This window comes from Cryobacterium breve, from assembly GCF_004402375.1.
In the GTDB taxonomy this organism is placed as follows: Bacteria; Actinomycetota; Actinomycetes; order Actinomycetales; family Microbacteriaceae; genus Cryobacterium; species Cryobacterium breve.
Map to the genome: position 1 here is coordinate 321,184 of NZ_SOGJ01000011.1, position 17,752 is coordinate 338,935.

Genomic DNA, 17,752 nt, shown 5'->3' on the forward strand with positions numbered 1-17,752 from the left:
ATGACGGCGCTGCTCGCAGCTGCCGGCTTGCTATCCGGAGCCCTCAGCGGCTGCAGCGTGGTCGGCGACATGCTGCCGACTCCGGGACGGAGTGCTACGCCAGTGCCGGCATCCGCTCTCGGGCAGGTGACCGAGGTGACGAGCCTGCGTGTTGGGGACTGCCTGCGCGAGGCTTGGGAAGGTTTGGACGTGACCGCGTCGAGCGTTCCTGTCGTCGCCTGCGCCGACAGCCACGATTTCGAGGTGTTCGGGCGGTTCTCGGTGCCGGGCGACGCCTTCCCCGGCGACGACGCCGTGACCGCAGCGGCCGAGTCCGGCTGCGAGTCCCGTTTTGCGGAGTTCGTACTGGTCGACTACCGGCTCTCCTCCCTGGACTTCGCCTACCTGACCCCGACCGAGCAGAGCTGGGGCGGAGCCGGCCCCGACGTCTCGTGCCTCATCACCGACCCGGCCGGCCCCCTGACCGGCACTCTGTCCGGCGCGGCGCGCTGATCCGCGCGGTGCCCTCACCGGCAGCCGTACTGTTAGTCCATGAGGATCAACGCCTTCTCGGATGTCTCGCTGCGAGCGCTCATGTTCCTGGCGACCCTCCCCGAGGGCGACCTGCAGACCTCGCGGCTCATCGCCGATGCCGTGGCTACGCCGTACACCCACGTGAGCAAGGCCGTTATCCGCCTGCGCGACCTGGGCCTGGTCGAGTCCGTGCGCGGGCGCACCGGCGGCGTGCGCATCAGCTCGGCCGGGCGTCAGGCCACGGTCGGTTGGCTCCTGCGCGAACTCGACACCCGCGCTGACGTGGCCGACTGCGAAACACCCCGCGGCGACTGCCCGCTCCACCTGGGCTGCGGGCTGAGAGTGGCCCTGCGTCGTGCGCGGGAAGCGTTCTACGCCGAACTCGACGACATCGTGATCGGGGGGCTCCCCCACGTGGCCTTCCTCGGTCCGGTCCTGGTTCCCTTGCCGACAGTGCCGCCACGCCGCCCCGATCAGGGGTAATGAGGCCGGACCTGCTAATCAGCATCTGAAATGCTACTTTTGAGCAAGTCCCCCCAATTGCTTGGAGTCCGCATGCTTTCCTTTCAGTCACTGCCCCTCATCGAAGCGACTCTGCCCCTGGTGGGCGAGCGTATGCCAGAGATCGCGAAGAACTTCTACGGCCGGATGCTGACTGCCCACCCCGAGCTCTTCGACGGCCTCTTCAGCCGTTCCAACCAGAAAAACGGCACCCAGCAGCAGGCGCTGGCCGGCAGCATCGCCGTCTTCGCGACCTACCTGGTACAGAACCCCGACACCACGCCGGAGGCCATGCTGTCCCGCATCGCGCACAAGCATGTCTCCCTCGACATCCAGCCCGAGCAGTACGAGGTTGTCTACAAGTACCTTTTCGAGGCCATCGCCGAGGAACTCAGCGACGTCATCACGGCCGAGATCGCCGGCGCTTGGACCGAGGTGTACTGGCTGATGGCCCACGCCCTGATCAAGATGGAGAAGGGCCTCTACTCCGGCCTCGCCAGCGACACGCCGCTCGCCCCCTGGGTCGTCGTGAAGAAGGAGGCCGCCGGATCCGAGGCGGTCACGTTCACCCTCGAGCCGGCCGACGGCACGCCTGTGTCGCCCGCTCTTCCTGGACAGTACGTGAGCGTCACGGTGCGGATGCCCGACGGCATCCACCAGGTGCGTCAGTACTCCCTCTCCGCCGGGACGGCGACCACGCGCGTCTTCACGACCAAACTCGACGCCGACGGAGAGGTCTCCCCCGCGCTGCATCGTGACGTGCAGGTCGGCGACACCCTGATCCTCTCCGTGCCGTGCGGCGATGTGACCCTCGACCAGGGCGACGGCCCGCTGATCCTGGCCTCGGCCGGAATCGGCTGCACCCCCAGCGCGTCGATCCTGCGTTCCCTCGTGGACAACGGGTCGAAGCGCGAGGTGCTCGTGCTGCACGCCGAGAGCAACCTTCAGCGCTGGGCCCTGCGCGACCAGATGAGCGAAGACATTGCCTTGCTGGAGGCGGCCGAGCTCGAACTCTGGTTGGAGACACCGAGCGAGGGACATCACGAGGGGTTCATGTCCCTGGAGAACGTCGCCATCCCCAAGGATGCCTCGGTCTACCTGTGCGGCCCGCTCCCGTTCATGCGCAGCCTTCGCTCCCAAGCGCTGGAGTCCGGCGTTCCGGCCGATCGCATCCATTACGAGATCTTCGGCCCTGACCTCTGGCTCGCCGGCGTCTGATCTCTGCGGAACCACAAGCGCAACCTCAGGGTTCGTCGTCCCATTCGGTACCCTCCAGGTCTCCGCGCAGGGTGCCGGTGGCCTCGTCGACCGCCTCGCCGACGGTGCCCGCGAATCGCTCCGGCGGAAACCGGCCGCTCAGCCCGTAGTCGCGCAGGTGGTCCTTCACGGGGCCCTTCATCTCGGCGAAAATGAGGGTGATCCCGCGTGAGGCGAGGAAAGCGTCGAGTTCGAGCAGTTCCTCCACGGCGGTCGTGTCGATGTCGGTGATCGGCTCGGCCGCCAAAATGACCGTGCGCACATCGCTGCCGGCCGCGGTGACGATGCGGCGCACGTAGGCATCGAAGATCCCGCCGTTTGCGAAGAACAGCGGAGCATCGAAGCGCACGATGACGATGCCGGGCAACCGCTCCCCCTCTGGGTGACGAGACAGATCGTGGTACCCGCGCAGCCCACGGATGCGCCCGAGCTCGGCCCGGTAGGGTCGCCAGGCGTGGCTCACGAACGCTCCGAGAGACAGCACGATCGCCACCCCGATACCCTCGATCACTCCCACCACAAGGACGCCCAGGAAGGAAGCGAACGACAGAGCGGCATCCACTTTGTTCATCCGCACGAGGGCGAGCAATCCCTGCACGTCGATCAGACCTGCCGCGGCAACGATGACGACCGCGGCGATGCTCGCCGACGGCAGGTAGTCGGTGAGGCCCGGTGCCAGAAGCACGAACAACACGATCAACACGGCCCCGACGACACCGGTGAGCTGGGTGCGTGCACCGGCGTTCTCCGCGACGGGAGTGCGAGACGACGACGCCGAAATGGCGAAGCCGCCGAACAGGCCGCCCGCCACGTTCGCCAGGCCGATCGCCGCCATCTCCTGGCTGCCGTCGACGGTCTCGCCGCGCCGCGCCGCGAACGTGCGCGATAGCACGGCGGTGTCGGCGAAGGCGATCAGGGCAACACCGAGGGCCGGCAGGGCCAGTGACGCCACGTCGGCCCAGGCCAGGCCGCCGAGCGCCGGAGCGGGCAGTCCCTGCGGCATCGCTCCAACGACGGGCAGCGCCTTCTCCAGCCCCAACACGCCCGTCAGAACCGTCGCCAGCACGACGGCGAGAAGCACGCCGGGACTCTTCGATTTGCCCCAGGACAGTCCCACAATGATGATCAGCGACCCGAGGCCGACGAGCAGCGCGGTGGGGTTGACCTCACCCCCGACGATGCTGGTCCCGACGGCGATCGCATTGGCGATCGGCGGCCCCGGCACGATCGATATCCCCAGCAGGGCCGGCAGCTGCGAGACGATCACCAGCAGCCCGAGGGCGTTCAGGTAACCGACGCGAATTGGCTTGGAGAGCAGGTCGGTCACGAATCCGAGGCGGAGCAGTCCGCCCAGCAGGAGGATCAGACCAACCATGATCGCAAGCAGTCCTGCGAGGGCCACTGCCCGGTCGTCGTCGCCCAGGGCGAGCGGCAGGATCGCGGCCGCGATAATCGGAGCCAGCGCCGAATCGGGTCCGAGAACCAGCACCCGAGAGGGACCGAACAGCGCATATGCCGCCAGCGGAATGATCGTGGCGTACAGGCCGGTCTCCGGCGGCAGGCCGGTCACCTCCGCATAGCCGATACCCACCGGGATGAGCAGGGCAGTCAGCACGACCCCGGCACGCAGATCGGCGATCAGCCACTCGCGCCGGTAATTCAGCGCGGTGTCGACACCCGGCACCCATCTTTTCACCCACGCAGCCGCCATGCAGATCCTCCCGGCCCCATCTTGGTACATCCGGGCTGTCCCGTCTGCAGCTCACCCGAACGCAGTCTCCAAACAAGCCGACGGGTCACGAAAAAAGCCCGCAATCACGAGGATTGCGGGCTTTCGCTCAGCAGGGTGTGACAGCAACCGATGGTGGAGATGCGGGGAATTGAACCCCGGTCCACTGCTGTGGTCATATGCCTTCTACGGGTGTATCCAGTGAAATCGTTTTACTCGGCCCCGGAACTTGCCACTGGCATCTGATCCGACGAGCCCAGCCCTCGTTTGAGTCCCCCTACACCCCGCGGCTCAGAGTAGGAGCAATCTCTCTAAATGACGTCAGGATCCGGGTAGAGAGCATTCCCGGTCTGGCGGACTTCTTAGTGCGCTCGCTTAGGCAGCGAGGGCGAAGTCAGTGCGGTTTGATTTGGCACTTATTGTTTTGCAGAGATCGTTTACGAGATAACCCTGCATCCTCGACCCGCTTCTCATAATTGCGCAGGCAATGTCGAAACCGATCATCCCCCTGTGCACTCACTGCCGGCATGCCGGCATTCGAGTGGGTTACTGTCACACGCTGTTGAGTTTTCAACTGTTGATCTGCACGACCCGATCAGAGCGACCGTTCCGAACAGCCCCTCAGCCTACAACACGGAGGGGGTGGAACGCTAGTCGCCCAGGTTCTTGCGGGCTGAGATGGCCCGGTCGGACTCGCGCTTGTCCTGACGCTCGCGCAGTGTCTGGCGCTTGTCGTATTCCTTCTTTCCCTTGGCGACCGCGATCTCCACCTTGGCATTGCCGTTCTTGAAGTACAGCCGCAACGGAACGAGCGTGTAGCCGCCCTCTTTGGTCTTGTGGCTGATCTTGATAATCTCCTGCTTGTGCATCAGCAGTTTGCGCTTGCGCCGAGGCGGGTGGTTTGTCCACGTGCCGGCGACGTACTCCTGGATGTGCACGGCGTCGAGCCAGATCTCGCCGTTCTCGATGAAGGCATAGCCATCGACCAGCGAGGCTCGCCCGGCTCGCAAGGACTTCACCTCGGTGCCGCTGAGTACCATTCCGGCCTCGTACGTTTCCTCGATGAGGTAATCGTGGCGTGCCTTGCGATTGGTCGATACGACCTTCTCGCCTATTTCCCTGGGCACGGCATGCTCCTCAGCTCGGTGTGTGTTCGGACCTATGCCGACCAGCCCATCAGTCTAGCGCGCACTGGGGATGAGGCGAACGGGCTGGGTCAGACCTTCAGGTAGCGCGTGATGGCGAATTGTGCGGAGAACGCCGCCAAGACCGCGCCGACGACCAACAGGATCGGCACCACCACCAGGGCGTCTTGCATGCCGACAAGCGAGAAGTTCGTCAGTCGATCACCCAGATAGCCCTGTACGAACCAGTACACGAGGGCGAGCACGGCGCCACCCGCCAGCAACGATCCGAGGAGGGCGGCAAAGACTCCCTCCAGAATGAACGGCGTTTGAATGAACCGGTTGGATGCGCCGACGAGCCGCATGATGCCCAGCTCGCGCCTGCGGGAGAACGCGGACAGGCGGATGGTGGTGGCGATCAGCAGGGCAGCCGCCACAAGCATCAGCGCGGCGATGCCGATCGCGGTGTAACTGGCCACGTTGAGCACGGAGAAGATCTGGTCCAGGTACTTGCGTTGGTCCGCGACGTTCTCCACGCCTGCGATGCCGGACAGTCCTTCCACGAGCACATCCGATTGGGAGGGGTCGTCGAGATTGACCCAGAACGTCTCGTTCAGCTGGTCCGCTGTGACGTAGTCGACGACAGGGTTGTCGGCGAACTGCTTCTTGAAGTTCTCGAAGGCCTGGTCGTGGGTCTCGAAGTAGTACTTGTCGATGAACGGCGACAGGGTGGGAGATTCGAGCTGCGCCTTGACCGTGTCGATCTGCTCGGGTGTGGCCTCGCCGGCCGTGCACGTTTCGCCGGAGGAGATGGCGGTGCACATGTAGATGCCCACCTGGGCGCGGTCGTACCAGAAATTCTTCATCTGGCCGATCTGCATCTGCATCAGGATCGCGGCCCCGACGAAGGTCAGCGAGATGAAGGTCACGAGCACCACGGAGACGACCATGGAGGCGTTGCGGCGCAGGCCGTTGGCGGCTTCGGAGAGCACGAGTCCGAGTCTCATCGGGTGGGTCCTACATTCTGTTCGCCGGTCTGGTCCGGTTTCTCGCCCGGCGCGCGCAGCCCGAGCTTCTCGGCCAGGGTCAGCTGCTCCGGCACGTCGTGCTGGGTGATCGGAACGACCGGGCGGGTCATGGCACGGCTGAGGTCGCTCACCGGCGCCTCGTTCTCCACATCCGTCTCAAATTCTTCGGGCGCGTCATTATCGAAGGGCGCCGGTTCGGGCGGGGTGTCCACGGCCGAGAGCGGGTCGGTTGCCGGGGCACGCACGGGCACAGCGGGGAAGGTGAGCGGCGGGTGATCGACGGGCAGAACCTCATCGGCGGGCACGTTCTCGGAGGCAGGTACAAGGGCAGGGGCAAAGGCGGGAGCTGGAGCTGGAGCGAATACGGACGCCGAGGCCGGGGCCACAGCCGGGGCCACAACCGGAGCCGCAGCCGGAGCCGCAGCCGGGACGCCTGGCGCGCCGCTAGGCGCGGACCGGGCTGAACGCCGGCCGGTGCCGGCCGCCACGGTCGGAATGGCCGCCGTGGCGTAGCCGCCCTGGCGTTCGTCGCGCACGATACGTCCGCCGACGAGTTCGATCACGCGGCGCTGCATCTGGTCGACAATGCCGGCCTCGTGGGTGGCCATGATCACGGTCGTGCCGCCGGCGTTGATGCGCTCGAGCAAGGCCATGATGCCGGCGCTGGTGGTGGGGTCGAGGTTTCCGGTGGGCTCGTCGGCCAACAAGATCTGCGGCTTGTTGACGATGGCGCGGGCGATGGCCACGCGCTGCTGCTCACCGCCGGAGAGTTCGTGCGGCAGTCGCAGGGCCTTTTCGGCCAGACCGACCATTTCCAGGGTGTCGGGTACGGCCTCCTGAATGAACCCGCGTGATTTGCCGATGACCTGCAGGCTGAATGCGACATTGTCGAAGACGTTCTTGTTCGGCAACAGCCGAAAGTCCTGGAAGACGACGCCCATGTTGCGCCGGAAATACGGCACCTTGCGGTTGGAGATCGACTTGAGGTCCTGGCCGAGAACGTGGATGCTGCCGCTGGTGGGCCGGTCCTCCTTCAGCACCAGGCGCAGGCAAGTGGATTTCCCCGAGCCGGAAGCACCGACGAGAAAGACGAACTCTCCGCGCAGCACCTCGACGCTGATCGCGTCCAATGCCGGTCGGTTCGTTCCCGGATACTTCTTGGTGATGGTGTCAAAACGAATCATGGCCCTCTGAGCCTAAGCAGGCATCCTGATAATTCCTACTCCGACATACCGAAGCGGCAACAGGAGCCGCAGATTGAGCGCCTAATCCTGCGGGGCCTGCTTGCGCCAACGGATGCCGGCGGCGATGAAACCGTCGAGGTCGCCGTCGAAAACCTGGCTGGGGTTGTTCACCTCGTAGTTGGTGCGGAGGTCCTTGACCATTTGGTACGGCGCGAGCACGTAGCTGCGCATCTGGTCGCCCCAGCTGGCCGTGATGACTCCGGCCAGTTCCTTTTTGGTGGCGGCCTCCTGCTCGCGCTGCAGCAGCAGCAGTCGGGACTGCAGCACCCGCATGGCGGCGGCACGGTTCTGGATCTGGCTTTTCTCGTTCTGGCAGCTCACCACCGTGCCGGTGGGGAGGTGCGTGATGCGCACGGCAGAGTCGGTGGTGTTCACGGACTGGCCGCCGGGGCCGCTGGAACGGAAGACGTCGACGCGAATGTCGTTCTCTGGCACCTCGATCGATTCGGTCTGCTCGATCAGCGGAACGACCTCGACGGCCGCGAAGGAGGTCTGGCGCTTGCCGGCGGAGTTGAACGGGCTCATACGCACGAGGCGGTGGGTGCCTGCTTCGACGCTCAGCGTGCCGAAGGCGTAGGGGGCATCCACCTGGATGGTCGCGCTCTTGATGCCGGCTTCTTCCGCGTAGCCCACGTCGAGCACCTGCACGGGGTGGTTGTGCTGCTCGGCCCAGCGCAGGTACATGCGCAGCAGCATCTCGGCGAAGTCGGCAGCGTCCACGCCGCCGGCACCGGAACGGATGGTGATGACCGCCGGGCGCACATCGAATTCGCCATTGAGTAGCGTGTGCACCTCGAGGTCGCCGAGCACCTTCGTGATGCTCGCGAGTTCCGCGGTGGCCTCGTCGGCCGATTCCTGGTCTCCCTCGGCATTGGCGAGCTCCACCAGCACCTCGAGGTCGTCGAGACGAGATTCGATGCTTACGATGCGTGCCAGCTCGGACTGACGGTGGCTCAGCTCGCTGGTCACCTTCTGCGCTCGCTCGGAGTCGTCCCATAGGTCGGGCGCACCGGCCTGTTCATTCAGGTCGGCGATATCGGTGCGGAGTCGTTCGATATCGATCACCGACCGGATGTCGTCAAACGTGGCCCGCAGTGCGGCGATCTGCTCCGAGAATTCCAGCTCAATCATGTCGGACCCCAGCCTACCGGGCCGCTCGGTCACAGCATCCGCTCACATTGTCCGTCTGGTCCGCCGGATGTGCCTGGCCCGGACTCCTGGAAGGTCAGAACCGGCTGCCCCGCGGGGCGGCGGTCCCCCGCGGCGGAGCACAGTGCCGGGCGTTTAACCAATTCGACGGAGATTCTCGTGCGAAAGCGCTCTTTCGTGGGGTGAAGGCGCCATTTGGCCGGAATCTCCGTCGAATTCGTTCGGGTCGAAGCCGCCGCGTGGCCTCGGATTCGGAAGACGCGACGGCAGCAACGACCGTTCGACGGCGGCGCTGAAGCGCCCCGGCCGGGGATAGCATCGAGGGGCCATGAGTAACGCCGAGCGCCCCTTCCAGATGCGCTCCGTCGCACTCGCCGCGTTCCTGCCGACGCTGCTGTTCTCGATCGGCGAGGGCGCGATCATCCCACTGATCCCGATCGTGGCCAACGACCTGGGTGCCTCACTCGCGATTGCCGGGTTCATCGCCGCCATGATCATGGTGGGCGAGCTGGCCGGCGACATCCCGAGCGGCTGGGTGGTCGCCCGCATCGGCGAGCGCAATGCCATGATCTGGGCCTCCCTGCTCGCCATCATCGCCGTGCTGATCTGCATCGTCGCCCCGAATCCGCTCGTGCTGGGCATCGGCATCTTCCTGATCGGCCTGGCCACCGCCGTGTTCGCGCTGGCCCGCCACGCCTTCATGACCAGTTACGTACCATTGGCCTACCGGGCCCGGGCCCTGTCGACCCTCGGCGGCATCTTCCGCGCCGGCTGGTTCATCGGCCCGTTCATCGCCGCCGCCCTGCTCAGGCTTACCGGCAGCACCGAGTCGGTGTTCTGGGTGTTCGTGGTCTGCTGCCTCGGCGCGGCCGCCATGCTGCTCCTGCTGCCCGATCCGGAGAGCACCTTCGGCGGCCCGGAGTTGGTGAAGGCGCCCGACGGCTCCGTCGTGCCCGCCGGGCGGGAGCTCGCGGCCGAGGAATCCCAGGGACTGTTCCGCACCATCTGGGGTTACCGGACGGTGCTGCTGCGCCTGGGCACCGGCGCCGGCCTGGTCGGGGCGATGCGCGCCTCCCGCACGGTGCTACTCCCCCTCTGGGCGGTCAGTATCGGCATCAGCGTGCCCGACATCGCCCTGATCATCGGCATCGCCGGCGCGGTCGACTTCGCCCTCTTCTATGCCAGCGGCCAGGTCATGGACCGCTTCGGTCGCCTGTGGACTGCCATCCCGTCGATGATCGGTTTGGGTGCCGGCCACCTCATCCTCGCGTTCACGCACGACCTGCCCAGCAACGTCGAGTGGTTCATCGCCGTGGCGATGATCCTGTCACTCGCCAACGGCATCGGCAGCGGTCTGCTGATGACGCTCGGCGCCGACCTGGCACCGAAGAACACCAGCCCGGCCCCGTTCCTGGGCGCGTGGCGTTTCACCGCGGACTTCGGCGGCGCGGTCGCTCCCCTGGCCGTGGCCGGGATGACCGCGGTCGCCACCATCTCGATCGCCAGCGGCGTGATGGGTGTGTTCGGGCTCCTCGGCGCCGTGGTTTTGGGGCGCTATATCCCCCGCTACGCGCCCCGCCGTCCGCGCCTGCGTCCGTGAACCTTCTCGAGGTGCACCTCCATACCAACTAGACCAGTGGAATAGGCGTCCGACCGAGGGCGTTTAATGGTCGTATGCCCCTCATCGGAGAATACGAGCCCGGCACCCAGCAATGGGTGCGCGACCAGGTCGACCTGTACGAGAGCTCCGGCGGCACGCAGGGCACCACTCTCCGCGGCATGCCCGTCATCGTGCTGACCACCCTCGGGGCCAGGTCGGGCAAGCTGCGCAAGACTCCGCTGATGCGCGTGGAGCACGAGGGCCGGTACGCCGCGATCGCCTCTCTGGGCGGCAGCCCGAGGAACCCCGTGTGGTACGCCAACGTGGTGGCCCACCCGCTCGTTGAGCTGCAGGACGGCCCGGTGCGGCAGGACATGCTGGCCCGCGAGGTCACCGGCTCCGAGCGCGCCGAGTGGTGGAAACTGGCTGTGGCCGCGTTCCCCGACTACGCCGAGTACGCGAAGAAGACCGACCGGGTCATCCCGGTGTTCGTGCTCGAAGCCGTGCCCGCCGGAGCCCCCGACTCCTAGCGGTGGCACGCGCGAAAACCCGCGGCCCGCAGCTCGACCGCATCGTGCTGGACGGCCTGACGGATGCCGATGGCAGCGACCTCCGCGCCGGTGACAGCCGGGAAGCCGAGCGCTTCACCGAGCTCGACCTCTCCGGCCGGAACGTGACCGGCATCGGCTTCCAGGAGTGCGAGCTGCACGGAGTCTCATTCAGCGACACCCAGCTCAGCCTGCCCGTGCCCATTCTTGCCGCACACCTAGGCATCCTCGTCACCTGGGTCCTCAGAGCCAGGGCCCGAGGCATCAGTCTCCGAGCGAATTCGACGCCGGGCCCGGGGCTCCGTTTCGGAGGGCCGACGTCCACGGGCAGCCGGCGACGGATGCCCTCGGTCAGGGGGTCGCGCCCGCGATGATCTCGAGTTCGGATTTCGGGGTGTCGCGCTGGCTGGCGATGGCCGCGCCGGCCGCCACGCACACCACCAGGATCGCGATCTGCTGCTGCAGCAGGAACGTCTCCCCCAGCACCAGCGCGCCGAACAGGGCGGCGATCACCGGGCCGAAGCTGGTGATAATCGCGTAGAGGCGCGGCGTGATGCGGCGCAGGATGTAGGTGTCCAACGTGTACGGGAACGCCGACGAGAGAACACCGATGGCCAGCAGGAGCCCGACCACACCCCAGTTAAGAGTGGCCCAGTCCACCGTGAGCAGCGCGAACGGCACCAGCAGCGTCAGGCTCACCACGCTGGCCACGGAGATGCCCTCGAGCCCCGGGAAGGACACGGCCACCCGGCGGGTAAGCAAGATATAGGCCGCCCACGATGCTGCCGCGGTCAGGGCGAAGAGGATGCCGAGCACGTTCAGCGCCCCGTCCGACCAGGTGAGCAGGAATACCCCTCCCGCCGCCGCGGTGGCATAGACGAAGTCGAGCAGGCGACGCGAGGAGGCCAGCGCCAGGGCGAACGGGCCAAGGAACTCGATTGTGGCGGCGATGCCGAGCCCGAGCAGATCCACGGCCTCGTAGAAGGTGAGGTTCATCACGGCGAGAACGACCCCGAGCGCCAGCGCGGGCCACAGCCGCCGCCAGGTCAGGCCCGCGAGCTTGGGCCGGTAGAACGGCAGCACCGTGGCCGCCATCACCAGTTGGCGCACCGCGACCACGACGGGCGAGCCCACGAGCGGGATGGCCAGGCCGGCCAGCGACGACCCGAAGTTGATGCTCACCTCGGTCACGAGCTGGGCGCCGGCACCGGTCAGGCGGTCGCGTTTGGCCGTCACGGCGCTCCTCCCCCGGCGCCGGGGCAGGCGCGTCCCACTAACGCTAGCGGAACACCGACCGGGCCACCGCCGTGACCTCCAGCGGCACCCCCTCCTGCAGCAGGATGCTCAGCACCGGTGGCCGCCAGTAGGCGCTCAGCGAGACCGTGGCGCTCTGCCCATCAACGGATGCCGCATCGCTCACCCTCAGCTCCTCCATCCGGCCATGCGGGGCGGTGGCGAGATACTCCTGCGCGGCGGCCGACACGTCCGCGGACGCCAAGGCCGGCCGCAGCACCGCGCCCGAACCGTCGCCGGCGACGGTCACCGCGCCCAGGTCGAACGCTTCGGCCCCGGCGAGTGCCGCGCCGTCCGCGAGGGTCAGAAGGCGTTTACGTTCCAAATAGAGGGATGTCGCAGCCACGACGATGAGGATCAGTGCCATCGCCAGGAAGCCGTAGAAGATTGTCAGGATCAGCGTCGATCCGTCCTCGTCTCGGAGCCGGATCGGCAGCGCGCGTCGCGTCGCGGCCGGCATGACCGCGACGGCAGCGGCGCTCATCCGGCCCGCCAGAACCGGGACACCGTTTGCGTGGCCTGGGCTTCCAGGGGCACGCTGGCCGAATCGCGCAGGGACAGCAGGTCGGGCAGGAGCGGCAAAGCCACCCGGATGCGCACCGTCACCGTGACCGTGCTCTGCCGCGTCAGGCATCCGTTCACACCGCCCGCGCAGGCCACGTTCACTTCGGCGCCCGCAGGGTCGACGTCGTAGTCCAGGAGCCCGAACTGCACGGCCCGGTTGGCCCGGACAATGGCGGTGGCCTCGTCGGGCGCCTGAACGTAGACGCGCGCGGCCTGGCGCGCGGCCCCCTCCACGGCGAAGGCACCGCCCTGTAGCGCCGCCATCGCCAGGACCAGGTAGACGAGCGGAACCAGAAGGATCAGCCCGGCCGTGATGAACTCCAGCGACGCCGAACCTTGCTCGATGTGCACCGCTCGAACCCGTATCCGGCTTGCGCTGCTTCGACTCACACCGCTCCTCCTAACGCAGGCTCTCGACCGCCGCATGCCCCACCACCTCCAGTCCGCGATCCACACCGAACAGCGCCAGCAGCGGCAGGGGTGCCACGACACGAACCTGCACGCTCGGGAAACCGCCGAAGTCCCCGTAGGTCGCCTCCACGTCGGTCGCATACGCCGGGCCGATCGACGCCGTGATCAGCTCGCGGGTGCGGGCCGCTCCCTCGCCCAGCCCGCTGTCGGCGAGCGCGGCATACCGAGCGCCCTCCGCGGCGGCGTCGAGCACGGTGTTGCGCACGAGCAGGGCGATCCCGAGCTGCATGACGGCGAGTGTCAGCACGGTCAGCAACGCCCCGACCATGACGAACTCCGCGGCCGCCGAGCCCTGCTCACCACCGGGCGGTCGTGACCGGTGCCGCCCTGTGCCGACCATGACCGGTCAGATCCCGCTGACCCGGTCGATCGCCTGCTGGAACACACCGCTCAGGGCGGGCCCGGCCAGCCCCCAAATGATGATGACCAGCCCTGCGGTCATCAGGGTGATCAACACCCAACCAGGCACGTCGCCACGCTCGTCGCCCCACCATGCCGGGAATCGGTGTCTCAATGTCGTCATGATTGCTCCTCGTTCTCTGGGTGGGTTCGGCTTTCATGGGTTCAGCTTCCGTGGGCTTTGCTCGCGTGGGTTCTCGTCGGCTATCGGATCAGAAGCCGCTCTGCAGGATGAACAGGCCGGGGAAGATCGCGAACAGGATGGTCATCGGCAGAATCAGAAACACCAGCGGCACGAGCATGGCGACCTCTTTCTTGCCGGCCACCTCGATCAGCCCCCGCTGGGCCTCGTCGCGGGCATCCTGCGCCTGGGCGCGCAGCACCTCAACGAGCGGGGTACCGCGGTCGAGGGCACCCGTAACCTGGTCGACCAGCCGGGTCACCGAGGGCAGCGCGATCCGCCGCGACAGCGCGTGCAGGGCGACTGCGAGCGGCACTCCGGTGCGCACATCCGCCACCACACCCGACAGTTCCTTCGATAGCTCGCCCATACTCGTGCGGGAGACGCGGCCGAGAGCATCCAGAATGCCTTCCCCCGCCGACAAAGACAGCGTCATGAACTCGAGCACAGTCGGAAACTCGCTCTGCATGCGGGCCAGCCGGGCGGTGGCGGCGCGGCTGAGCATCCAATCGCGAGCGAGTGCGCCGCCCACCGCGGCAACCAACGGCGCCAAGAACTGCACGAGCAGAGGCAAAGACCGGAACGCCGGCAGGGCCACCACGGCTCCGGCACCAGTGGCAAGCCCCACGAGTGCCCAAACCACCTGCTCCGACCGGAATTCATCCGTGCTGCGGCCCGACCCCGACTGCCGCAGCCTCCGCTCGATCGTCTCAGTGCCGCCGAGAACCGCACCCATAACGCGTCTCAGCGCGCCGAAGGCGGGCGCGAAAAGGGTGCCCAGCACCGGCAACGGATGCACCGTCGTGCGCCCCACAAATTGCCTCGCCTCCGCCGACACGTCCAGGATGTATGGCGCGAGCCTCTGCGCGAGACGCGGTCGGCTCAGCCGGGGCACAAGGCTGGCAAGCGACCAGAGCCCCACCCCCAACGCCGTGCCGCAGAACAGCGCCCAGGCCTGCGCCGCGCTCACCGGAACCACCGGCGTTCCTCAGGCAGCCGCCCCAGGGCCACCATCACTCGGTAGGCGACCACCGAAACCCCGAGGCCGCAGACGATCACCGTCACGCCGGCAGGGGTGTTGTAGGAGACAGCAGCCTCCGGCCGGGAAGCCAGGAGCAGCAGCACAACCCAGGGTGCCGCCACGCCAAGCCGGGCAGCGTTGACGATCCAGGATTGTCGGGCCTCCACCTCTGACCGGATCGCGGCATCCTGCCGAATCCAGGCCGCGAGACTGCGCAGCACGACCGTGAGATCGCTGCCACCCACCTCCCGCGCCATGCGCAGCGTTTCGAGGATGCGGTCGGCCACCGGATCGGCCAGCGACGCCTTGAGCCCGTCGACGGCGGAGCTGAAATTGCCGGTGGACCGGTACTCCCGGGCGAACTCAGCGAACGCGGGCCGCGTTGACATCGGACCAGCGCCGGCCAGGGTCCCCACGCTGTCAGGCAGCGCCAACCCCGACCGTACCGCCGAGACCAGATGGTCGACGACATCCGGCCAGACGGCGCGGTTCGCTCGCCGGCGGGCACGCACCCGCCAGGCCACCATCAGCGTGGGCACCGTCAGACCGGCCAACGCGGCGACCATCGACAGTGCCGCGATGCCGAGGATGGCTTGGCTGAGCGCCGACACGGCGAGCCCCAGAACCAGGGACAGGGTGACGAAGGCCGGCAGAGGAACGTTGCCGAGTCCGGCCTGGGCAAGGATCGTACGCAGCCGCCCCGGCGAGCGCGTGCGACCGGCTCCGGTCGGGCGCGGCCACAGGAATGGTGCGGCGAGAAGAAGCAGGCCCGCTCCGAGCAACCCTCCCAGCACGAGGGTCATGCGGCCCCCGCCCGCAGCACGATGGCCGGGTCAAGTCCGGCGGCGTGGAACTTGGCGAGCTTCGTCGGGTATCCACCGGTCGGCTCGAGCACGCCGCCCCGCGCCAGGAAGATCGGGCTTGCTTCGATCATCGCACCCGACAGCTGCCCGCTCGGCGCGAGGATCTCCGTCACCCGGCGCCGCCCGTGCCGGTCGATCTCGCAGTGCACGACGATGTCGATGCAGCCGGCCACGGTCGGAAGCACGAACGCCGAGTCGATGTTGCGGCCCGCGAGCAGCGGAAGCGTGGACAGCTTGCCGAGCGCATCCCGCGCACTGTTGGCGTGGATCGAGCACATCCCCGGCAGCCCGCTGTTCAGCGCGATGAGCAGGTCGAGGCTCTCGGCTTCGCGCACCTCGCCGACGATCAGCCGGTCGGGACGCATCCGCAGCGACTCCTTGATCAGGCGACGCAGCGTGATCTCCCCGGTGCCTTCGAGGCTGGGCTGACGGCACTGCATGGCCACCACGTCGCGTGCGGCCAGGTCGAGCTCGAACGTCTCCTCAACCGTCACGATGCGCTCGTTCTTGCGCGTCGCCGAGAGCAAGGCATTGAGCATGGTGGTCTTGCCGGTCTGGGTTGCCCCGGACACCAGGATGTTCTGCCCGGCCAGCACGCACATGCGCAGGAATTCGGCCGACTGCTGCGTGAGCGCCCCGAGCCCCACTAGTTGGTTCAGATCTCGGATGCGCCGGGTGAACTTGCGAATATTGACGGCCCAATGCCTGCGCGTGATGTCCGGAATCACGACGTGAAGTCGGGACCCGTCGGGCAGGGAGGCATCGACGAACGGGGAGGAGAGGTCGACGCGGCGGCCGGAGGCCTGCAGCATCCGTTCGACCAGGTCGCGCACCTCCCGTTCGGTAAGCACCATCGTGGTCAGCTCGGGCACGCCGTCGCGGGCCACGAACACGCGGGTGGGTGCGTTGATCCAGATTTCTTCAATGCCCGGGTCGTCGAGAAATGGCTGCAGCGCACCGAACCCGGTCAACGAGGCAACGACTTCGCGCGCCGCCTGGCGCTCGTCGGCGATCAGCGGCAGAGAGCTGCCCAGCGCCCGCTCGGCGTAGCGCTGTACCTCGTCCCGCACGTACTGCTCGGCGAGTCCGCTGTTCGACGCAAGGTCGACGCCGTCCCGGCGCACCCGGGAGCGTACCTGCTCGGTGATGATGCGCACGGCTTCGCTCATCTCTGCATACTCGCCCATGGCCCGCCGGCTATGCCCGACTTATCCACAGCCCCGTGCCGTTCCCCGCTCGTCGAGACCATTCGAGCCCGCCGCAGTTGTCGCCGACGTGGCTAACTCAGGAAATCCCAGGCGGCTGCCCTCCCTCAGCCCTGACCAGTGCGGGGAGCAGGCCGCTGTTGCGGAGGATCTCCTGAGTTAGCCACAATTGAGCGGGGAGAGCGCCGCCGCAGCTCGCCACCACAGCCCTGCTCCGCCACGACGACCCAGCTCAGCGTGCCGACCAGCCACCGTCCATCGTGTAGCTGGCGCCGGTGACCATGGCGGCCTCGGCCCCGGCAAGCCAGGCCACGAGCGACCCGACCTCGTCGGGTTCGACCAGGCGCTTGATGGCGCTCTCGGTCAGCATGATCTTGCTGAGCACCTCCGATTCGGAGATGCCGTGCACCACCGCCTGGTCGGCGATCTGCTTCTCCACCAGAGGCGTGCGCACATAGCCCGGGCTGACGCAGTTGCTCGTCACGCCGTGTTCTCCGCCCTCAAGGGCGGTCACCTTGGACAGCCCCTCGAGGCCGTGTTTGGCAGCCACATAGGCGCTTTTGAACGGCGACGCACGGATACCATGCACCGAGGAGACATTGATGACACGCCCGAAACCGGCGGCGTACATATCCGGCAGCACGGCCCGGGTCAGCAAAAAAGGCGCCTCCAGCATCAGGGCGAGAATGAGTCGGAAGTCAGCCGGGGCGAAATCCTGGATCGGGTTGATCCTTTGGATGCCCGCGTTGTTGACGAGGATGTCCACACCCGCACAGGCCTCTCGCAGCACAGTGTCGGTCAGCGCGAGTGTGTCCGCGAGGTCGACGGTCCAGCTGGAGCCGCCGACCTCCTCGGCGAGCGCCGCCGCCGAGTCGCCGTCGACGTCCGCCACGATCACGTGGGCACCCCGCACCGCCAGAGAGCGCACGACGGCCGACCCTATGCCGCTCGCACCCCCGGTGACCAGGGCGGTTCGGTCGGAGAGCGGCCGTGGCCGCTCCCATCCAGCGATGGAAGCAGCCACGGATGCATCAGTCATTGCGGTGTCCTTTGTGTGTCATA

General features: G+C 67.2%; 20 protein-coding genes and 1 other RNA gene. 6 read left to right on the forward strand and 15 right to left on the reverse strand.

The window, feature by feature from the left end:
* The 3 genes from E3O65_RS04665 (at position 1) to E3O65_RS04675 (ending at position 2,232) form a co-directional block, all read left to right on the forward strand.
* Positions 1–492, forward strand: a complete 492-nt coding sequence (locus E3O65_RS04665) for a septum formation family protein (RefSeq protein ID WP_166785652.1) — start codon at positions 1–3, stop codon at positions 490–492.
* A 39-nt stretch (positions 493–531) separates the two neighbouring features.
* The gene (locus tag E3O65_RS04670) at positions 532–996 is read left to right on the forward strand and encodes an RrF2 family transcriptional regulator (RefSeq protein WP_134362547.1); all 465 of its coding nucleotides are present in this window, start codon (positions 532–534) and stop codon (positions 994–996) included.
* Between the two features lie 72 nt (positions 997–1,068).
* On the forward strand, positions 1,069–2,232 hold the full coding sequence (locus E3O65_RS04675) for a globin domain-containing protein (protein ID WP_134362548.1): 1,164 nt from the start codon (positions 1,069–1,071) through the stop codon (positions 2,230–2,232).
* 25 nt (positions 2,233–2,257) lie between these two features.
* Here E3O65_RS04675 and E3O65_RS04680 read toward each other — a convergent pair whose 3' ends face one another.
* From E3O65_RS04680 to prfB, 6 genes are all read right to left on the reverse strand, one after another.
* Positions 2,258–3,982 (reverse strand): SulP family inorganic anion transporter, encoded by a 1,725-nt coding sequence (locus E3O65_RS04680; protein WP_134362549.1) that lies wholly within the window; start codon positions 3,980–3,982, stop codon positions 2,258–2,260.
* A gap of 151 nt (positions 3,983–4,133) precedes the next feature.
* Positions 4,134–4,508, reverse strand: a transfer-messenger RNA (tmRNA) gene (gene ssrA / locus E3O65_RS04685).
* 142 nt (positions 4,509–4,650) lie between these two features.
* Positions 4,651–5,127: an SsrA-binding protein SmpB gene (smpB, locus tag E3O65_RS04690; RefSeq protein WP_134362550.1), complete on the reverse strand. Its 477-nt coding sequence runs from the start codon at positions 5,125–5,127 to the stop codon at positions 4,651–4,653.
* 89 nt (positions 5,128–5,216) lie between these two features.
* Positions 5,217–6,131 carry a permease-like cell division protein FtsX gene (ftsX, locus tag E3O65_RS04695; protein ID WP_134362551.1) on the reverse strand — a complete coding sequence of 305 codons (915 nt, stop codon included), beginning with the start codon at positions 6,129–6,131 and terminating at the stop codon, positions 5,217–5,219.
* A complete protein-coding gene (gene ftsE / locus E3O65_RS04700) occupies positions 6,128–7,336 on the reverse strand; it encodes a cell division ATP-binding protein FtsE (protein ID WP_134362552.1) in 1,209 nt (402 codons plus the stop codon). Before ftsE ends, ftsX begins: the two co-directional genes overlap by 4 nt.
* Before the next feature lie 81 nt (positions 7,337–7,417).
* A complete protein-coding gene (gene prfB, locus E3O65_RS04705) occupies positions 7,418–8,527 on the reverse strand; it encodes a peptide chain release factor 2 (RefSeq protein ID WP_134362553.1) in 1,110 nt (369 codons plus the stop codon).
* Between the two features lie 346 nt (positions 8,528–8,873).
* Here prfB and E3O65_RS04710 point away from each other — a divergent pair, with 346 nt between their 5' ends.
* The 3 genes from E3O65_RS04710 to E3O65_RS04720 all read left to right on the forward strand — a co-directional run bounded on the left by E3O65_RS04710 (position 8,874) and on the right by E3O65_RS04720 (position 11,067).
* Entirely contained in the window at positions 8,874–10,145 is a 1,272-nt protein-coding gene (locus E3O65_RS04710; protein WP_134362554.1) for an MFS transporter, read from the forward strand.
* A gap of 74 nt (positions 10,146–10,219) precedes the next feature.
* The gene (locus E3O65_RS04715) at positions 10,220–10,675 is read left to right on the forward strand and encodes a nitroreductase family deazaflavin-dependent oxidoreductase (protein ID WP_134362555.1); all 456 of its coding nucleotides are present in this window, start codon (positions 10,220–10,222) and stop codon (positions 10,673–10,675) included.
* A 2-nt stretch (positions 10,676–10,677) separates the two neighbouring features.
* Positions 10,678–11,067: a hypothetical protein gene (locus E3O65_RS04720; RefSeq protein ID WP_134362556.1), complete on the forward strand. Its 390-nt coding sequence runs from the start codon at positions 10,678–10,680 to the stop codon at positions 11,065–11,067.
* Here the strand turns inward: E3O65_RS04720 and E3O65_RS04725 are convergent.
* The 9 genes from E3O65_RS04725 to E3O65_RS04760 form a co-directional block, all read right to left on the reverse strand.
* Positions 11,045–11,929 (reverse strand): EamA family transporter, encoded by an 885-nt coding sequence (locus tag E3O65_RS04725; protein WP_134362557.1) that lies wholly within the window; start codon positions 11,927–11,929, stop codon positions 11,045–11,047. The genes E3O65_RS04720 and E3O65_RS04725 overlap by 23 nt on opposite strands.
* A gap of 43 nt (positions 11,930–11,972) precedes the next feature.
* Positions 11,973–12,470 carry a pilus assembly protein TadG-related protein gene (locus E3O65_RS04730; RefSeq protein WP_241985671.1) on the reverse strand — a complete coding sequence of 166 codons (498 nt, stop codon included), beginning with the start codon at positions 12,468–12,470 and terminating at the stop codon, positions 11,973–11,975.
* Entirely contained in the window at positions 12,467–12,901 is a 435-nt protein-coding gene (locus tag E3O65_RS04735; protein WP_241985670.1) for a hypothetical protein, read from the reverse strand. Before E3O65_RS04735 ends, E3O65_RS04730 begins: the two co-directional genes overlap by 4 nt.
* A gap of 49 nt (positions 12,902–12,950) precedes the next feature.
* Positions 12,951–13,361: a TadE family protein gene (locus E3O65_RS04740; protein WP_134362558.1), complete on the reverse strand. Its 411-nt coding sequence runs from the start codon at positions 13,359–13,361 to the stop codon at positions 12,951–12,953.
* 6 nt (positions 13,362–13,367) lie between these two features.
* On the reverse strand, positions 13,368–13,544 hold the full coding sequence (locus E3O65_RS16600) for a hypothetical protein (protein WP_166785653.1): 177 nt from the start codon (positions 13,542–13,544) through the stop codon (positions 13,368–13,370).
* An 88-nt stretch (positions 13,545–13,632) separates the two neighbouring features.
* Complete coding sequence (locus E3O65_RS04745; RefSeq protein ID WP_241985669.1) at positions 13,633–14,580, reverse strand: type II secretion system F family protein; 948 nt, start codon at positions 14,578–14,580, stop codon at positions 13,633–13,635.
* Positions 14,568–15,425 (reverse strand): type II secretion system F family protein, encoded by an 858-nt coding sequence (locus E3O65_RS04750; RefSeq protein WP_134362559.1) that lies wholly within the window; start codon positions 15,423–15,425, stop codon positions 14,568–14,570. Before E3O65_RS04750 ends, E3O65_RS04745 begins: the two co-directional genes overlap by 13 nt.
* On the reverse strand, positions 15,422–16,672 hold the full coding sequence (locus E3O65_RS04755) for a TadA family conjugal transfer-associated ATPase (protein ID WP_241985668.1): 1,251 nt from the start codon (positions 16,670–16,672) through the stop codon (positions 15,422–15,424). Before E3O65_RS04755 ends, E3O65_RS04750 begins: the two co-directional genes overlap by 4 nt.
* Positions 16,673–16,922: 250 nt before the next feature.
* Positions 16,923–17,729, reverse strand: coding sequence for a 3-hydroxybutyrate dehydrogenase (locus tag E3O65_RS04760; RefSeq protein WP_134362560.1), 807 nt, complete (start codon positions 17,727–17,729; stop codon positions 16,923–16,925).
* Positions 17,730–17,752: the final 23 nt, after the last annotated feature.

What these genes read in the sequence shown, in the direction of transcription:
- E3O65_RS04665 (WP_166785652.1), top strand. Translation starts at nt 1, where the DNA reads ATGACGGCGCTGCTCGCAGCTGCCGGCTTGCTATCCGGAGCCCTCAGC.
- E3O65_RS04675 (WP_134362548.1), top strand. Translation starts at nt 1,069, where the DNA reads ATGCTTTCCTTTCAGTCACTGCCCCTCATCGAAGCGACTCTGCCCCTG.
- E3O65_RS04710 (WP_134362554.1), top strand. Translation starts at nt 8,874, where the DNA reads ATGAGTAACGCCGAGCGCCCCTTCCAGATGCGCTCCGTCGCACTCGCC.
- E3O65_RS04750 (WP_134362559.1), bottom strand. Translation starts at nt 15,425, where the DNA reads ATGACCCTCGTGCTGGGAGGGTTGCTCGGAGCGGGCCTGCTTCTTCTC.
- E3O65_RS04740 (WP_134362558.1), bottom strand. Translation starts at nt 13,361, where the DNA reads ATGGTCGGCACAGGGCGGCACCGGTCACGACCGCCCGGTGGTGAGCAG.
- E3O65_RS04760 (WP_134362560.1), bottom strand. Translation starts at nt 17,729, where the DNA reads ATGACTGATGCATCCGTGGCTGCTTCCATCGCTGGATGGGAGCGGCCA.
- E3O65_RS04715 (WP_134362555.1), top strand. Translation starts at nt 10,220, where the DNA reads ATGCCCCTCATCGGAGAATACGAGCCCGGCACCCAGCAATGGGTGCGC.
- E3O65_RS04755 (WP_241985668.1), bottom strand. Translation starts at nt 16,672, where the DNA reads ATGGGCGAGTATGCAGAGATGAGCGAAGCCGTGCGCATCATCACCGAG.
- ftsE (WP_134362552.1), bottom strand. Translation starts at nt 7,336, where the DNA reads ATGATTCGTTTTGACACCATCACCAAGAAGTATCCGGGAACGAACCGA.
- E3O65_RS16600 (WP_166785653.1), bottom strand. Translation starts at nt 13,544, where the DNA reads ATGACGACATTGAGACACCGATTCCCGGCATGGTGGGGCGACGAGCGT.
- E3O65_RS04730 (WP_241985671.1), bottom strand. Translation starts at nt 12,470, where the DNA reads ATGAGCGCCGCTGCCGTCGCGGTCATGCCGGCCGCGACGCGACGCGCG.
- prfB (WP_134362553.1), bottom strand. Translation starts at nt 8,527, where the DNA reads ATGATTGAGCTGGAATTCTCGGAGCAGATCGCCGCACTGCGGGCCACG.
- E3O65_RS04670 (WP_134362547.1), top strand. Translation starts at nt 532, where the DNA reads ATGAGGATCAACGCCTTCTCGGATGTCTCGCTGCGAGCGCTCATGTTC.
- E3O65_RS04680 (WP_134362549.1), bottom strand. Translation starts at nt 3,982, where the DNA reads ATGGCGGCTGCGTGGGTGAAAAGATGGGTGCCGGGTGTCGACACCGCG.
- ftsX (WP_134362551.1), bottom strand. Translation starts at nt 6,131, where the DNA reads ATGAGACTCGGACTCGTGCTCTCCGAAGCCGCCAACGGCCTGCGCCGC.